This is a genomic window from Fibrobacter sp. (genome assembly GCA_024399065.1).
In the GTDB taxonomy this organism is placed as follows: Bacteria; Fibrobacterota; Fibrobacteria; order Fibrobacterales; family Fibrobacteraceae; genus Fibrobacter.
In genome coordinates this window covers 1-14,564 of record JAKSIB010000054.1, presented here as the reverse complement: position 1 = coordinate 14,564, position 14,564 = coordinate 1, and the positions used below count along the sequence as shown (strand labels likewise).

At 51.4% G+C, this 14,564-nt stretch carries 11 protein-coding genes; 7 read left to right on the top strand and 4 right to left on the bottom strand.

The window, feature by feature from the left end; all coding sequences use genetic code 11:
* Nucleotides 1–859 (top strand): cysteine--tRNA ligase (locus MJZ25_15460; GenBank protein ID MCQ2125571.1); only part of this gene is annotated, 859 nt, incomplete at its 5' end.
* 148 nt (nucleotides 860–1,007) lie between these two features.
* Here the strand turns inward: MJZ25_15460 and MJZ25_15455 are convergent.
* From MJZ25_15455 to MJZ25_15440, 4 genes are all read right to left on the bottom strand, one after another.
* A complete protein-coding gene (locus MJZ25_15455) occupies nucleotides 1,008–2,813 on the bottom strand; it encodes a carbohydrate-binding domain-containing protein (protein ID MCQ2125570.1) in 1,806 nt (601 codons plus the stop codon).
* Between the two features lie 255 nt (nucleotides 2,814–3,068).
* Nucleotides 3,069–4,319, bottom strand: coding sequence for a beta-ketoacyl-ACP synthase II (gene fabF / locus MJZ25_15450; GenBank protein MCQ2125569.1), 1,251 nt, complete (start codon nucleotides 4,317–4,319; stop codon nucleotides 3,069–3,071).
* Between the two features lie 16 nt (nucleotides 4,320–4,335).
* Nucleotides 4,336–6,066 carry an AMP-binding protein gene (locus tag MJZ25_15445; protein ID MCQ2125568.1) on the bottom strand — a complete coding sequence of 577 codons (1,731 nt, stop codon included), beginning with the start codon at nucleotides 6,064–6,066 and terminating at the stop codon, nucleotides 4,336–4,338.
* Nucleotides 6,067–6,150: 84 nt separating this feature from the next.
* Complete coding sequence (locus tag MJZ25_15440) at nucleotides 6,151–6,921, bottom strand: DUF2334 domain-containing protein (GenBank protein MCQ2125567.1); 771 nt, start codon at nucleotides 6,919–6,921, stop codon at nucleotides 6,151–6,153.
* A gap of 135 nt (nucleotides 6,922–7,056) precedes the next feature.
* Between MJZ25_15440 and MJZ25_15435 the strand changes: the two genes are divergently transcribed.
* The 6 genes from MJZ25_15435 to gpmI all read left to right on the top strand — a co-directional run.
* Nucleotides 7,057–7,725: an MBL fold metallo-hydrolase gene (locus MJZ25_15435; GenBank protein ID MCQ2125566.1), complete on the top strand. Its 669-nt coding sequence runs from the start codon at nucleotides 7,057–7,059 to the stop codon at nucleotides 7,723–7,725.
* 23 nt (nucleotides 7,726–7,748) lie between these two features.
* Complete coding sequence (locus MJZ25_15430) at nucleotides 7,749–8,900, top strand: acyltransferase family protein (protein ID MCQ2125565.1); 1,152 nt, start codon at nucleotides 7,749–7,751, stop codon at nucleotides 8,898–8,900.
* Between the two features lie 81 nt (nucleotides 8,901–8,981).
* Nucleotides 8,982–9,566 carry a hypothetical protein gene (locus MJZ25_15425; protein ID MCQ2125564.1) on the top strand — a complete coding sequence of 195 codons (585 nt, stop codon included), beginning with the start codon at nucleotides 8,982–8,984 and terminating at the stop codon, nucleotides 9,564–9,566.
* Nucleotides 9,567–9,635: 69 nt separating this feature from the next.
* Nucleotides 9,636–11,816, top strand: coding sequence for an excinuclease ABC subunit UvrB (gene uvrB, locus MJZ25_15420; protein MCQ2125563.1), 2,181 nt, complete (start codon nucleotides 9,636–9,638; stop codon nucleotides 11,814–11,816).
* Between the two features lie 126 nt (nucleotides 11,817–11,942).
* Nucleotides 11,943–12,947 carry a hypothetical protein gene (locus tag MJZ25_15415; protein ID MCQ2125562.1) on the top strand — a complete coding sequence of 335 codons (1,005 nt, stop codon included), beginning with the start codon at nucleotides 11,943–11,945 and terminating at the stop codon, nucleotides 12,945–12,947.
* Between the two features lie 130 nt (nucleotides 12,948–13,077).
* Nucleotides 13,078–14,564 (top strand): 2,3-bisphosphoglycerate-independent phosphoglycerate mutase (gene gpmI, locus MJZ25_15410; GenBank protein ID MCQ2125561.1); only part of this gene is annotated, 1,487 nt, incomplete at its 3' end.

The window sequence follows — 14,564 nt, the reverse complement described above, 5'->3', positions numbered from 1 at the left end:
GAAGCGCGCCATGGAATGGGATTCCCCCTGGGGCGTAGGCTTCCCGGGCTGGCATATCGAATGCTCCGCCATGGCTATGAAGTACAATGGTCCGACTCTCGACATTCACTGCGGTGGTTCTGACCATATCCGCGTGCACCACACCAACGAAATTGCACAGAGCGAATGCGCCAATGGCGTTCAGTTCAGCCGTTTCTGGATGCACGGTGAATTCCTCCGTACCGCCAGCGAAGAAAAGCTTGAAGACGGCACCACCCAGCAGACCTTCGGCAAGATGAGTAAGTCCAGCGGCGAATTCCTCACCGTCACGCTTCTCATGGACCGCGGTTACAATCCGCTGGACTACCGTTACTTCGCATTGGGCAGCCACTACCGTAACTACCTGAACTTCACCTGGGACGCTCTCACCGGCGCCAAAGAAGCTTTCAAGAGCCTTCACAAGAAGACCGACCCACTGATCGGCAAGGCTACCGAAATCAAGAGCGATGCCGCCAAGGCCTTCCAGGAAGAATTCAAGACCGCTATCGGCGACGACCTGAACATGCCCCGCGCCCTGGGTATTCTCAATACCATGCTGAAGTCCGACATTGACGACGGCGAAAAGGCTGCTCTCGTTCTCGACATGGATAAGATCTTCGGCCTCAAGCTGGATCAGCCCCGTGAAGAATACAAGAAGAAGGCAGAAGAAGGCGCTGCAGGCGTCGACGTCGCCAAGGTGGAAGAACTTCTCGCAGCACGTAAGGAAGCTCGCGCCAACAAGAACTGGGCAGAAAGCGACCGCATCCGTGACGAACTTGCCGCCATGAACATCGTGATCAAGGACAGCAAGGAAGGCACCACCTGGAGCGTTAAGGAATAGAGGTTCCAGGCACGAGGCTCGAGGTCCGAGGTCCGAGCATCGTCCAGCTGTCATTGCGAGGGTGCGTAGCACCCGTGGCAATCCAAGAAACTAAAAAGTCCCCAGCACACTCAAGTGCCGGGGATTTTCTATAGGCAACAATACAAGTTTACTTGTACATGTAAACTAAACCGTTAGGGAACTTCAGTTCCTGCATTCCGGCAGTCTGCACCTGGGCCACAGATTTCACGCTACCGCCATAGAGAATGGTGTTTCCCTGATACTGAGGCTTGAACGCAGCCACGTCGGAACCATAGAAGTTGGCGTTGGTATAAGAAACAGTCGCACATTCCGGAATGTCCGTAGAATAATTGCCAAAGGCCAGGAGCACGCCGCCGGTAATTTCGTAGCCAAGGTCCGTATCGATCAAGCCGCCGGCCATATTGGAGGAACATCCGCCGCTACCGCCACCGCCGCCGAAACCGCCGCCCCAGCCGCCGCCACCCCAGCCGCCTCCGCCGAAGCCGCCTCCAAAGCCGCCCATGCTTTCGTAGCTTTCGCCAGTGATTTCAAGAATCAACACGCCGCCAGTCTGCTTGGCAGAGCCGTTGGCGTCCAGCACATCGATCATGTTGCCCTTGGCACTGATGTAATGATAGCCACCGCTAATGACGATGTGACCGCTGGATTCGCTGAAGGAGGAGAAACCACCTGCGTTGGGATCCTTGGCACCGCCCGCAGCATTCCAGCCGTCGTCAGTTGCAAAGGTAGAGGTAATGCCGCCCTCGGCAAAAATCTTGTAGGCTTCCAGACCTTCGGACGCCGTAACCACGTTGATGGTGGAACCGCTTAAGTACAAAGCGGAATCTGCATGGATGCCATCGCCCTTGGAACTGACGGTCACTTCACCACCATTCATGTGGATTGCATAATTTGCATGCAAGGCATCGTCTTCTGCATCCACCTTGATGATACCGTCTTCCACATAGACAAGACTGTCGGCAACGATTCCCTTGCCTGTAGCAGTAACGGTGATATTACCACCGGAAATCTCCAGTTCTTCCTTGGCCTTGATACCGTTATCCTTAGAAACCACGGTGATGTCACCATTCTTGATCTTGAGATCGTTACTGCAATGGATACCGTTCTTGAAGTTTCCCTTCACAGTCAACTTTCCGGCGCCCTTGATGTTCAAATCGTCCTTGGAGTAAATGGCAGCCTTGGCCGTATCCTGTTTGCCCGTCATCTTTTCGAACAAATGATCGCCATAACCGTCTTCCACCACATTGACCGTACCCTTCACCAAATGAAGCACCGTTTTGTCGGCGTTCTTCACTAGAATGGGAGAATTCTGACTTTTCAATGTTGCGTTATAAAGGTAGATGCCCGTATTGCCTTCGTTATCGACACCGGGAGTATTCACCACCAACTGGAAATCGGAAGATTCACCAGTGACGTAATAAGCGCCGGGGCAAGTAATGGTAGCGCTCTTTTCCACCACTGTCACGCAACCGTTATTGTTTTCAACAATAGCCGATGTGCCGGACAACTTCATGAGAATTTCGCCACCGGTCAAGGTTCTGGAATCTTCCAAATCATTTTCGTCATCACCAGGAACAACATTACCAGGATTTGTATTTCCAGAATTCGTGTCGCCCGGATTTTGCGTCTCAGGATCATTGATTCCAGGAATCTCATTGCCCGGATTCTGATTTCCAGGATTTTCACTAGGCAATTCACTACCCGGAATACTACCTTCAGGATTTCCAACATTTGGATTGTCAGGGTTATTTATACCAGGATTATCAAGGCCCGGCACAACAGCACCTGGATTTTCGCCATCCGGCAATCCTTCAAGATTTCCGATGTTCGGGGAAGAAGGATCATTAGGTTCCGTAACCGAACCACCTTCAGAACAAGCTACAACGCACAAAGCAGCAGATGCAGCCAGCAGCTTTATCTTTTCTAATCGCATAAACACTCCAATGACCTTTAATATATATTCTCCGCCTTAAAACCGAATTAATTTTAAACAGACGTTTTGAAAATGTTGTAATTTTTAGGAAATTTTGGCAAATACAAAACTATTTTTTACACACTCATATTTAAATTCCATCAGCATTCCACAATAAAAAAATGCCGGAAGCATAAACTTCCGACATTTTGTTTTCAATTTCTTGAACAACTGGCGCAGTTCAGTGTCTGTGCGACACAAACCGCGCAACCTTAATTAGCCGTTGAACTTCTTGATAATCACGATACCGTCGTGACCACCGAAGCCCAGGGAGGCAGACGCGGCAACGTCGACGTTCATGGACACGCCCTTGTTGGGGGTGTAATCCAAGTCGCATTCCGGATCCGGATTTTCCAGGTTGATGGTTGCGGGAACGAAGGAGTCGCAAACAGCCATGGTGCTGATAATGGCTTCGCAAACGCCGGCGGCGCCTACGCAGTGGCCAGTCATGCTCTTGGTGCTGGAGACCTTGATCTTACGAGCATGATCGCCCAAGGCGATCTTCAGCATGGCAGTTTCGGTAACGTCGTTCAAGTGGGTAGAAGTACCATGGGCATTGTAGTAGTCAATGTCAGTGGGTTCGATACCTGCATCCTTGATAGCGCGCTTCATAGCCATAGCGCAGCCGCTTCCATCGGGCTTGGGGCTAGTGATGTGGTAAGCATCGGCAGCAGCACCGTAGCCGGCAAGTTCTGCGTAAATCTTTGCGCCGCGGGCCTTGGCGTGTTCCAATTCTTCAAGAATCATCACAGCGCCACCTTCACCCATGATAAAGCCGGAACGGTCCTTGTCGAAGGGGCGGCTAGCCTTTTCCGGACAGTCGTTGAACTTGTCGGTAAGGGCATGCATGCCAGCGAAGGCCTTGATGGAGTAGTCGGTAATGCCGCTTTCGGAACCACCGGCAAGGCACACATCCAAGCGACCGGAACGGACAGCATCCAGGGCAACGCCCAGGGCGTCGGTGCCGGAAGCGCAAGCAGTGCCAATGGCCCATGCGCAGCCGGTAATGCCCAGTGCAATGGAAACGTTGGCAGCGCCTTCGTTGGGAATCAGTTCAGCCATAGCCAAGGGAGAAACGCGACGACGGCCACCAGCCACATACTGGTTGAACGTGCTGTCGATAATATCCATGCCGCCAAAACCGGTACCAGCGATAATGCCGGTGGTATCAGCGTGCAGGTCGTCTTCAGTAAGCTTTGCGTCTGCCACAGCTTCCTTGGAAGCTGCCAGCAGGAACTGGGTGAAGCGAGCCATACGGCGGGCTTCCTTGGGGTCGATGCCGTGTTCTTCAGGCTTGAAGTCCTTGACTTCGGCAGCAATCTTCACCGGGCAATCGGTGGCGTCGAACAAGGTGATGGGGCCAATGCCGCACTTTTCGTGCTGGATGCCATCCCACAGTTCCTTAACGTTCTTGCCAAGGGGTGTCACAGCACCCATACCGGTAATTACAACTCTACGTTTTGTCATTTATAACTCTCTTGAATTAAGCTTCGTCTTTCTTGGATTCGTCATTGCCTTCTGCCGGATTTTCGGCAGTGGCGTTTGCTGCATCAGAGGCGGCCTTGTCGTTATCACGGATGGTGGCACGACGGATCTTGCCGCTGATGGTCTTAGGCAGCTCTTCAACGAAGTCGATGAAGCGGGGGCTCTTGTAGGAAGCTGCCACCTTCTTGGTGAACAGCTGGATTTCCTTTGCAAGTTCCTTGGAGGCTTCGTAACCCTTCTGGAGCACGATGGTAGCCTTCACGGCCTGACCACGGGTGCGGTCTTCGACGCCGGTCACAGCCACTTCAAGAACAGCGGGGTGCTGGTGCAGAACTTCTTCCACTTCGAAGGGGCTAATGCGATAGCCGGAACTCTTGATCAGGTCATCGGTGCGGCCCACGAACCAGAAGTAGCCATCTTCATCACGCCATGCGGTATCGCCAGTATGGTAAACGCCACCTTCGAAAACCTTCTCGGTACGTTCTGCATCGCGGTAGTAACCACCGAACATCCCAAAGGGTTTGCCTTCGTCAATCTTGATGATGATTTCGCCAACTTCCTCTGTCTTGCAAGATTCACCTTCACCATTGACGATGTCCATCTTGTAGCCGGGAGCGGGCTTACCCATGGAACCCGGGCGAGGTTCCATCCAGGGGAAGTTTCCGGTGGTCAAAGTCAGCTCGGTCTGGCCATAACCTTCGCGGAGCTTGTGACCAGTCTTTTCGAACCACTTGTTGAAAATGTCGGAGCTGAGAGCCTCACCTGCGGTAACACAGTAAGTCAAGCTGGACAAATCATACTTGCTAATATCCTGAAGCAACAGGGCACGATATGCTGTGGGAGGAGCGCAGAAAGAAGTGATCTTGTAAGTGGCCATCTTTTCCAGGAGCTTGCCCGGAATGAATACGTTCATGTCGTAGGTAAATACGGCGGAACCTGCAATCCACTGGCCGTAGATCTTTCCCCAGAGAGCCTTGGCCCAACCTGTTTCTGCAACGGTCAGGTGACGGCCGCCATCTACCACGTTCTGCCAGTACTTCGCAGTGATGATGTGACCCAGGGGGTAAGTAAAGGTATGAGCCACCATCTTGGGGTTACTGCTTGTGCCGCTGGTGAAGTAAACGATCATGATGTCGTCGTTCTTGATAGCGTCAGCACCCGTGGGGCGTTCAAATACCGGGGGGCAAATTTCGTAATCGTCGTAGAAGCTGATCCAGTTCTGACGGGCCTGGCCAACAGTTACCAGCTTTTCGACGGAGGTGCTCTTTTCCTGGGCGGTTTCCACTTCCTTCTGCAAGGCGGGATCGTCGTAGGTTACCACCATCTTCACATCGGCGGCATTGAAGCGGTATTCCAGGTCATGGGACGAAAGCATGTTCGTTGCCGGAATAGCGATGGCGCCAATACGGTGGAGAGCCAGCAAGAAATACCAGAATTCATAACGGCGACGCAGGATAAGCATCACGCGGTCGCCCTTTTTGATTCCGCTGTTCACAAGGAAGTTTGCCGTACGCTGGGAAGCCCTGGACAAGTCCTTGAAGGTAAAGATATGACTTTCGTCATTATCGTCACACCAAACCAAAGCTTCGCGCTTGGGCTCGGTCTTTGCATACTCATCGACAACATCATAAGCAAAGTTAAAGTTGTCGGGTATGGATAATTTAAAGTTCTGGTACAAGTCCTCGTAGGAATCGTACTCAGTGCGAGCAAGGAATTTATTTAAAATCATCCAATAGTCTCATAAATCAAAGAATTAGAAAAAACAAAAAATTTAATGCGCAGGAGCAAAAATCGAGTTGGAGATAAATAAGGATTACAGATCCTTGTACTTGACGTTTTCACGCATGACTGCGGCATAGCGAACCATGTTCAGCACACGCTTTTCACCAAGGTTGCGGAAGTCTTCGCTATGGAAAACCAGGCGAGGAGTACCTGCAGGTGCCCAGAAGATGAAGCAGGCGATGGCCATGTAAGGACCAAGGAGGAACTTCGGCAGGGCAGAGAAGGTCAGCAACGGAGAACCAAAGGTCTTCACATGTTCACCCTTCTTCTTGTAGATGCAGATCATGTCTTCGTAGTTGTCGAAATGCTTAAGAGCCTGACTACGAAGGTACTTGTTATCGATCCACACAGGAGGAACAAAGCCAGAAGCCTTGCCCAAGCCATGAGCGTTCCAAAGAGCGATGCCACGATCCAGGAGAGCCTGGGAGAATCGCTTGCTGAGGCCAGCAAATTCTGCACCGTTATGGGACAGCCAAAGAGCCACCTTACCGAACCAGGAACGGTTCACGAAGAGGTCCGCACGATGACGGGCACCATGGAGAATGATTTCGTAGCCATCCTTGATGAACTGCTCAATCTGTTCGCAGAAATATTCCACTTCAGATTCGGGCACGCCACCAATGGAGGGGACCACGGCGATGGTAATGGGAGAACCTGCGGCAGCGGCAATCTTGCGAATTTCAGCAGAGGCGCGCTTGCAGTTTTTCACATTAAAGTTGTGATAGCACAAGACGAATTTCTTCGCCATGCGCTTACGGTTTTCAGCCGACTCGAGATCGGCAATATCCTTATTTATTTCCATAATAAAATACCAGTTAAGTTACAATGCACAATATGTTAGTCCGCATAGGAGCGGGGCCTTATTAATATAACAAACCGCACCTTCAAACGCAAACTGGGGAACCCCGCCAAAAGCGCATATATCTATATTTTCGGCATGCAAATTCAGTCTTTTACGGTAAATCCCTTTAGCGTCAACGCATTTATTCTCTGGAATGATTCCGGCGACGGTATTCTCATTGACCCTAGCGTCAGTTCCCCCGCAGAACAAGCCCAGTTGGCACAGTTCATCAAGGACAAGGGGATTACCGTAAAAAGAGCGGTCAACACCCACCTGCACCTGGATCATGTTCTTGGGAACGCCTTCGTAGAACGCACCTTCGGCGTGAAGGCAGAGGCTCATGAAGAAGACAACTTCTTGCTGGACCTGCAGGAAGAACAAAGCAGCATGTACGGCCTGCCTTTTGAAGATGCCGCTCCTGAACTGGGAAACTTTTTGGCAGAGGGAGACACCGTCGAAGTCCCGGGAATCAAGCTTCATGTTTTGCACATCGCAGGCCACTCCCCCGGCGGAATCGCCCTTTACTGCGACCAGCCCGGAGAGGTCACATTCAACGGAAAGTACGCCGGAAGAACCCCCGCATTGCTTTTCGCCGGAGACATTCTTTTTGCAGGCGGCCGGGGACGTTCCGATCTTTTCGGCGGTGATGATGATGCGCTTGTCAACGGCATCAAGAACAAACTAATGTCACTGCCAGCAGACACCATCGTGTTTCCCGGACACGGACCCTTCACCACCATCGGTGATGAACGTTCCAACTACTAGAAATTTCAACGGGCGGGATTTCAATGGGCGGGGCAACGCAAAATCGCATCCAGTGGATTGACGAATACAAGGGATTCGTCCTTTTGCTGGTCTGCCTTTTCCATGTGGAGCAATCCTTCAAGAATGTGAACCTAGGAATGGATGCGCTCAGTGCCATGCGCATGTCCGCGTTCTTCTTTATCTCGGGTGTACTTTTCAGCACCCGACGATTCGCAGATTTCAAGAGCTACGCCCTGCATAAGACCAAAGTTCTTTTGTTGCCCTACATTTGGCTTTCACTGTTATTCCTGGCGTTAGATCCTGTGGTATGGAATTTTGACTGGTTCCCTAGAGCCCCCAAGATGACCATCATGAATACAGTGCCGGTTATCGAGAATGTCAGTCAGTATATCGGTTGGAATTTCGCAAAAATTTTCGTAGCCGGGAAATCCAGCATCGGGTCGGGCCCGCTTTGGTTCGTATTCACGCTGTATTCCATCAGCCTGATGTTTTTTGGAGTGCAAAAAACCAGCGTCATTCTGAGCAACGCGAAGAATCCAGTCCTGCAGAAAATAATTATAGCGGCGATTGCCGCAAGCAGTTTAATCGCCGGATGGTTGCTTTTCAAAAACCACATCCGCTTGCCTTTGGGCATCGAGCGCGATTGCACTTGCCTAGCCTTTTTTGCGCTGGGTTGGCTTTGCAAGGAGCCCATCAAAAAACTGGGCAACGTTTCCAACAAGGCGGTGACTTTGGGCATATTCCTAGGAACCATCGTAGCATTCGTGCTATACGCCATCATCAACGAAGCCACGCCCTGGTTCAGCATCATGAACAACACCCTAGGGAAAAACATTTTCCGATTTGTGGGAAGTTCCATTTTTGGAATCGCAGGCCTCATTGGAATTTTTCAACTCTTGTCCAAAATACCTAACATCGCGCCCATCGCAATCTTCAAAGGAATCCTACGGAACATTTCACGAAACGCCCTTATCATTCTTGCTGTTCACTGGTGGATTCTGCTGGTGCTGCGAATCGTATTCAAGGCTGAACTGGACAAACCGGGCATCGCCTACCTAAGTGTTTTAGTAATCGTTGCAGGCGTTGTCGCCGCCATTCCTCTTTTCCGAAACAAGCTGTACAAGCTTATCGGCAAGGAAAAAATTTCTGTCAAAGAAAGCCTGAGTATAAAGTAATCTCGTACATGGTCACCCTTCCCTTTACAGATGCATCTTTTTTTTACATTCAATTCTGGATTTAGGACAAGGAGTTTACCTATGAAAAAATTACTTCCACTCATTCTCGGGCTCATCTTTTGCGCTTGTTCGGGACCCAGTAAAATGGCTCCTACAGTATCGTCACTTACCGTCCTTGGAATTAACACCGGAAAGAAACTCAGCATTCCTATTCCTGAAGCTTTCACCTTCAAACTGGATAACGATTGGATACTCATGCAAAATGTTTTTTCCTTGGAAGAAAAACTCATGGCATTCTCCTTCGTAAAGGGTAACGAGGAGGTCACGCTAAGAGGTGGAAAAAAGGAATTTCTCTACAAGGATTCTTCCTTCACCATTGAAATTGACACCAGTGACGAGGCATTCATCAATTACTATCTCAAGTGGGACTTTGACTATGCCGCCTCCCGTCACGAAGTAGTAAAACAGGCCGAAACCACCGGGCCAATTTATGATAGAGAAAAGAAGCTCGGTTACATCAAATCCTCGAACAACAAATACCAGCGCTGCGTAATGGCAGCAATCGTCAATAGCTCTATCTACATGTTGACCGGTAGAACCAATGAATCCGACAAGGATATATGCAAAACAATTATTGATATTTGGGAAAGCCGCGAATCCTTCTAATCGTTCACATTTTCATCCTGTTGAAAAACTGCACTTGACCTCTTACTGCACAAATTGTATCTTTGCGGTATGGCTAGAGCGCGCAAGACAATTACACCGGACCCGTATGCAAAACCGATAGCAAAGGTTCTCTCCCCCGAGCAAAGCCTTCCCGGTAAATTCAAGCAGTTCCAGGCGCCTACCCGTGCGAACTTCGAACTGGTCAGTCAGTACGGTGCGGCAGGTGACCAGCCCAAGGCCATTGAGCAAATTACCGAAAGTTTTAAGCAGGGCGAACAGTTCCAGACATTGCTTGGCGTGACCGGTTCCGGTAAGACATTTACCATGGCCAACGTCATCAAGAACGTGGGCAAGCCCACCTTGATTCTCACCCACAACAAGACTTTGGCAGCCCAGCTCTACCAGGAATTCAAGGCATTCTTTCCGAAAAATGCGGTGGAATATTTTGTCAGCTATTACGACTATTTCCAGCCCGAAGCCTACATTCCCCACACCGATACCTTTATCGAAAAAGACGCCAGCATCAACGACGAAATTGACAAGCTGCGTCTCCGAGCAACGGCAAACCTCCTGACTCGTCGCGACGTTATCATTATCGCGTCCGTAAGCTGCATTTACGGCTTGGGCAGCCCCGCCGAATATTTCGACCTGATGGTCCGCGTAAAAAAGGGCGACATCAAGGATCGCGACGACCTGCTTCACGAACTGGTCCGCATCCAGTACACCCGTAACGACTTCAGCCTGGAACGCGGCACCTTCCGCTGCCATGGCGACGTCATTGAAATCCACCCCAGCTACGACGAAGACGGCATGCGCATCGAGCTGTTCGGCGACGAGGTGGATCGTCTGGTGCGCTTCAACATTATTACCGGCGAGGTTATCCAGGAACTGGAAGAAATGACCATCGCTCCGGCAAAACACTTCGTGACAAAGGAAGAGGGCCGAGCCGGTATCCTGCAGCGTATGCAGTTGCAACTGACGGAACGCCTTGCAGAACTGGACAAGGAAGGAAAGGTTCTTGAATCCGCCCGACTGAGTAGCAGAACCCGCTACGACATGGAAATGATTCGCGAAACAGGCATGTGCTCCGGCATTGAAAACTATTCCGCCCTCATTGAAGACCGCGGTCCGGGAACACGCCCCTTCACCCTCATCGACTACTTCGGTGACGACTGGCTTTTGATGGTGGACGAATCCCATGTAAGTATTCCCCAGGTAGGCGGCATGGCCGAAGGCGATAAGAGCCGTAAGACCACCTTGGTGAACTACGGTTTCCGCCTTCCCTGCGCCCTGGACAACCGTCCCATGAACTTCAAGGAATTCGAGTTCATGTACCCAAAGCAGGTGCTCTTCGTCAGCGCCACACCAGGCGAATACGAACTTGAAAAGACCGGAGGCGTTGTAGCCGAACAGATTAACCGTCCCACCGGCCTTCTGGACCCGAACATTGAAATGTTCCCCATCCAAGGTCAAATGGACGTTCTCCTCTACCGCATCGATGAAGTGGTCAAGAAGGGCGACCGCGTTCTGGTTACCACCCTCACCAAGAAGATGGCCCAGGACCTTACGGACTATTTTGTGGAAGCAGGCATCCGTGCCAAATACCTCCATAGCGATATCAAGACCTTGGAACGTCACGACCTTATCAAGGGACTTCGTACCGGCGAATTCGATGTTCTGGTAGGCATCAACCTTTTGCGTGAAGGTTTGGACCTTCCGGAAGTCAGCCTGGTGGCTATTTTGGACGCAGACAAGGAAGGCTTCCTCCGCAACTACCGCAGCCTAATACAAACCATGGGCCGAGCCAGCCGTAACGTGAACGGCACAGTTCTACTCTTCGCCGACAACATGACCGACAGCCTCCAGAAGGCCGTCGATGAAACTGTCCGTCGCCGAAGCCTCCAAGAAGCCTTCAACAAGGAACACGGCATCACCCCCAAGTCTGTCACCCGCAAGCTGGAAGAAGACCTGGTCATCAACGACCCGCTTCTGGAACTTTGGCGCGGCGAGAAGACGCCCCAACTTTTGGAAGACCCAGATCTGGACGAGGAATACCAGCCCCGCGACGAAAACGGAGGAAAGAAAACCGTGCCACTGGGCAAGCCCAAGAAGTCCAACACCAAGAAGCGTATCGAACCGAAGGATGCCTCCATCGAAGAGCTAGAGGCTCAAATGAAGGCCGCCGCCGCCCGTCTGGACTTCGAAGAAGCAGCCCGACTTCGCGATATTATCCGCGATATGGGGAAATAACGCCCAGGTATGAGCCAAAAGCGCCTTTTTTAGCCCTCGTTTTTGGATTTTTACACCCTAGACTAGTGCATTTTCAATCATTTTTGTGTATTTTCAAGGTCAAAACTAATAGAGAGGAAACTTATTATGAAACTCAATTTTGCAAAGACTTTGCTCGCAGGCTCCGCAATCGCCATGGGCCTCACCGCTTGCGGTGAAGGCGGTTCCAACAACGGTGTCAGCTACGATCCGTCCAAGAACGATGCTCGAATTGAATTCTCCGGCCTTGAATCTGATGCAGCAGGAGCATTGGTCAAGTTCTCCGGCGATGTTGAACTTAAGTTTGAAGACGAAAACATCACTGACGAAACCAAGTTCTCCATTGACTCCATGCGCATCGACATCGTCAATAGCGCCATGAAGAAGCTCAACATCCAGCCTTCTATCGCTATTCCGCCGACTTTCAACGCCAACACCGCTAGCCTTTCCATGAATTTCATGGACGTTAGCCTCAATCTTGACGACCCCGCCTTCCCCAATGAATGTGGTACTCTTTCCCTCATTTGGAACGTATTCGCAAGCGTAGACGGCAAGAAGGCTTCTGCTGTAGGAAAGATCGATTTCAACCGTCCTGATGGCTTCTGCGAAGTCGCACCGGAATCCTCTTCCGGTGTTCAGGAAGAAACCCACATTGAAATGATTCCGTACGAAGTCAAGATGTCCACCAGCGATCTTCCGGGCCTCGACCTCGCAACCGGCACTGCAAGCGCAAGCACCACTGCAGACGTTCTTCTTGTGAAGGCTAACGGCGGCGTCGCCTTGACCAGCGGCAACGGCACCCTGTTCTCTGCAATCACCAACGAAACTTCCACTCCGAGCAACTTCGACGACGACTACACGGTCGACTACTGGCCCGAAGTCGAAAACAACCGTAACGCCTACATGACCGACTTCATGTACAAGGACATCAACAAGCCCAAGATTGCCGACGTCGTTGATGGTGGCTCTCCCAGCTATGAAATCTATGTTGCAAAGACCGCTGCATTCAACAAGGACACCGGCGCAGGCTTCTTCGCCATCGCATTCCTCACTGCAACTGCAACCAAGAACGGCGACTTCGACGTAACCCTCAAGGTTTACAAGAAGAAGTAATTCTTCGCGAAATAGCCCTTTTAAAGACTCCTCGCAACTGCGGGGAGTCTTTTATTTACCCCCATATTTTTCTAAATTGAAGCCTGTAATTTAACACGCCCGGAAGGTCCGGGCATAACTGGAGTACACTATGCTTAAGAAGCTTTCCAACTTCCCCGGTATCAAGGGTCCCGTCGTTACCATCGTTATGGACGGTTACGGCATCAATAACAACGAACAGGGCAACGCCATCAAGGCAGCTCGTCAGCCGACCCTCGACAACCTCTTCAAGGCTTATCCGAACGTTCTTCTGAAGGCTCACGGCCGCGCTGTGGGTATGCCCACCAACGAAGACATGGGTAACTCCGAAGTTGGCCATAACGCAATCGGTGCTGGCCAGGTTTACAACCAGGGTGCAGCTCTCGTTCAGGACTCCATCGTTTCCGGCGAAATCTTCGGCCGCGACGCTTGGAAGGAAATCTCCGCCAACGTTCGTGAAAAGAACTCCGTTCTTCACTTCATCGGCCTCTTCTCCGACGGTAACGTTCACTCCAACATTTCTCACCTGAAGGCAATGGTTGCCCAGGCTAAGAAGGAAGCAGTGAAGAAGGTTCGCGTTCACATCCTCCTGGACGGTCGTGACGTTCCTGAAACTTCCGCTCTCGACTATGTTGAACCGTTTGAACAGTTCCTCTCTGAACTCCGTTCTTCTGAATTCGACGTTTGCATCGCTTCCGGTGGTGGCCGTATGCAGATCACCATGGACCGTTACAATGCTAACTGGAAGATGGTTGAACTGGGCTGGAAGACCCACGTTCTCGGCGAAGGCCGTATGTTCGAATCTGCAAAGCAGGCTATCGAAACTCTCCGTGGCGAAACCAAGGCTATCGACCAGGACCTCCCGCCGTTCGTGATTGCAGCTAACGGCCAGCCGGTTGGCACCATCAACGATGGCGACTCCGTTGTGTTCTTCAACTTCCGTGGCGACCGCGCTATCGAAATCACCCGCGCCTTCGAAGAAGAATCCTTCAGTGAATTTGACCGCGTCCGCTTCCCCAAGGTTTGCTACGCCGGCATGCTCCAGTACGACGGCGACCTGAAGCTCCCCAACCGCTTCCTGGTTCCTCCTCCGGCAATCAAGGAAACCTCTGGCGAATGGTTCGCAGAAACTGGCGTTAAGCAGTTCGCTTGCTCTGAAACTCAGAAGTACGGCCACGTGACTTACTTCTGGAATGGCAACCGTTCCAGCAAGTTCGACGGCGAAACCTACCTGGAAATTGAATCCGACGTTGTCCCCTTCGAACAGCGTCCTTGGATGAAGGCCGCAGAAGTTACCGACGCTATGATCGAAGCTATCAAGAGCGGCAAGTACCAGACCCTCCGCTGCAACTACCCCAACGGCGACATGGTGGGCCACACTGGTTCCTTCCGTGCAGCTACCATGGCTATCGAAGCCGTGGATATCGGCCTTGCTCGCTTGCTCCCGGTGATCGACGCAGCCGGCGGTGTTGCAATCATCACTGCTGACCACGGTAACGCCGACGAAATGTACGAAATCGACAAGAAGACCGGCATGCCGAAGGTGAACAAGGATGGTTCCTTCAAGGCTAAGACCAGCCACACCTTGAACAAGGTTCC

Bases quoted from the DNA above. Each gene is read 5' to 3' on its own strand.
- MJZ25_15455 (MCQ2125570.1), bottom strand. From the start codon at position 2,813: ATGCGATTAGAAAAGATAAAGCTGCTGGCTGCATCTGCTGCTTTGTGC.
- fabF (MCQ2125569.1), bottom strand. From the start codon at position 4,319: ATGACAAAACGTAGAGTTGTAATTACCGGTATGGGTGCTGTGACACCC.
- MJZ25_15445 (MCQ2125568.1), bottom strand. From the start codon at position 6,066: ATGATTTTAAATAAATTCCTTGCTCGCACTGAGTACGATTCCTACGAG.
- MJZ25_15440 (MCQ2125567.1), bottom strand. From the start codon at position 6,921: ATGGAAATAAATAAGGATATTGCCGATCTCGAGTCGGCTGAAAACCGT.
- MJZ25_15435 (MCQ2125566.1), top strand. From the start codon at position 7,057: ATGCAAATTCAGTCTTTTACGGTAAATCCCTTTAGCGTCAACGCATTT.
- MJZ25_15430 (MCQ2125565.1), top strand. From the start codon at position 7,749: ATGGGCGGGGCAACGCAAAATCGCATCCAGTGGATTGACGAATACAAG.
- MJZ25_15425 (MCQ2125564.1), top strand. From the start codon at position 8,982: ATGAAAAAATTACTTCCACTCATTCTCGGGCTCATCTTTTGCGCTTGT.
- uvrB (MCQ2125563.1), top strand. From the start codon at position 9,636: ATGGCTAGAGCGCGCAAGACAATTACACCGGACCCGTATGCAAAACCG.
- MJZ25_15415 (MCQ2125562.1), top strand. From the start codon at position 11,943: ATGAAACTCAATTTTGCAAAGACTTTGCTCGCAGGCTCCGCAATCGCC.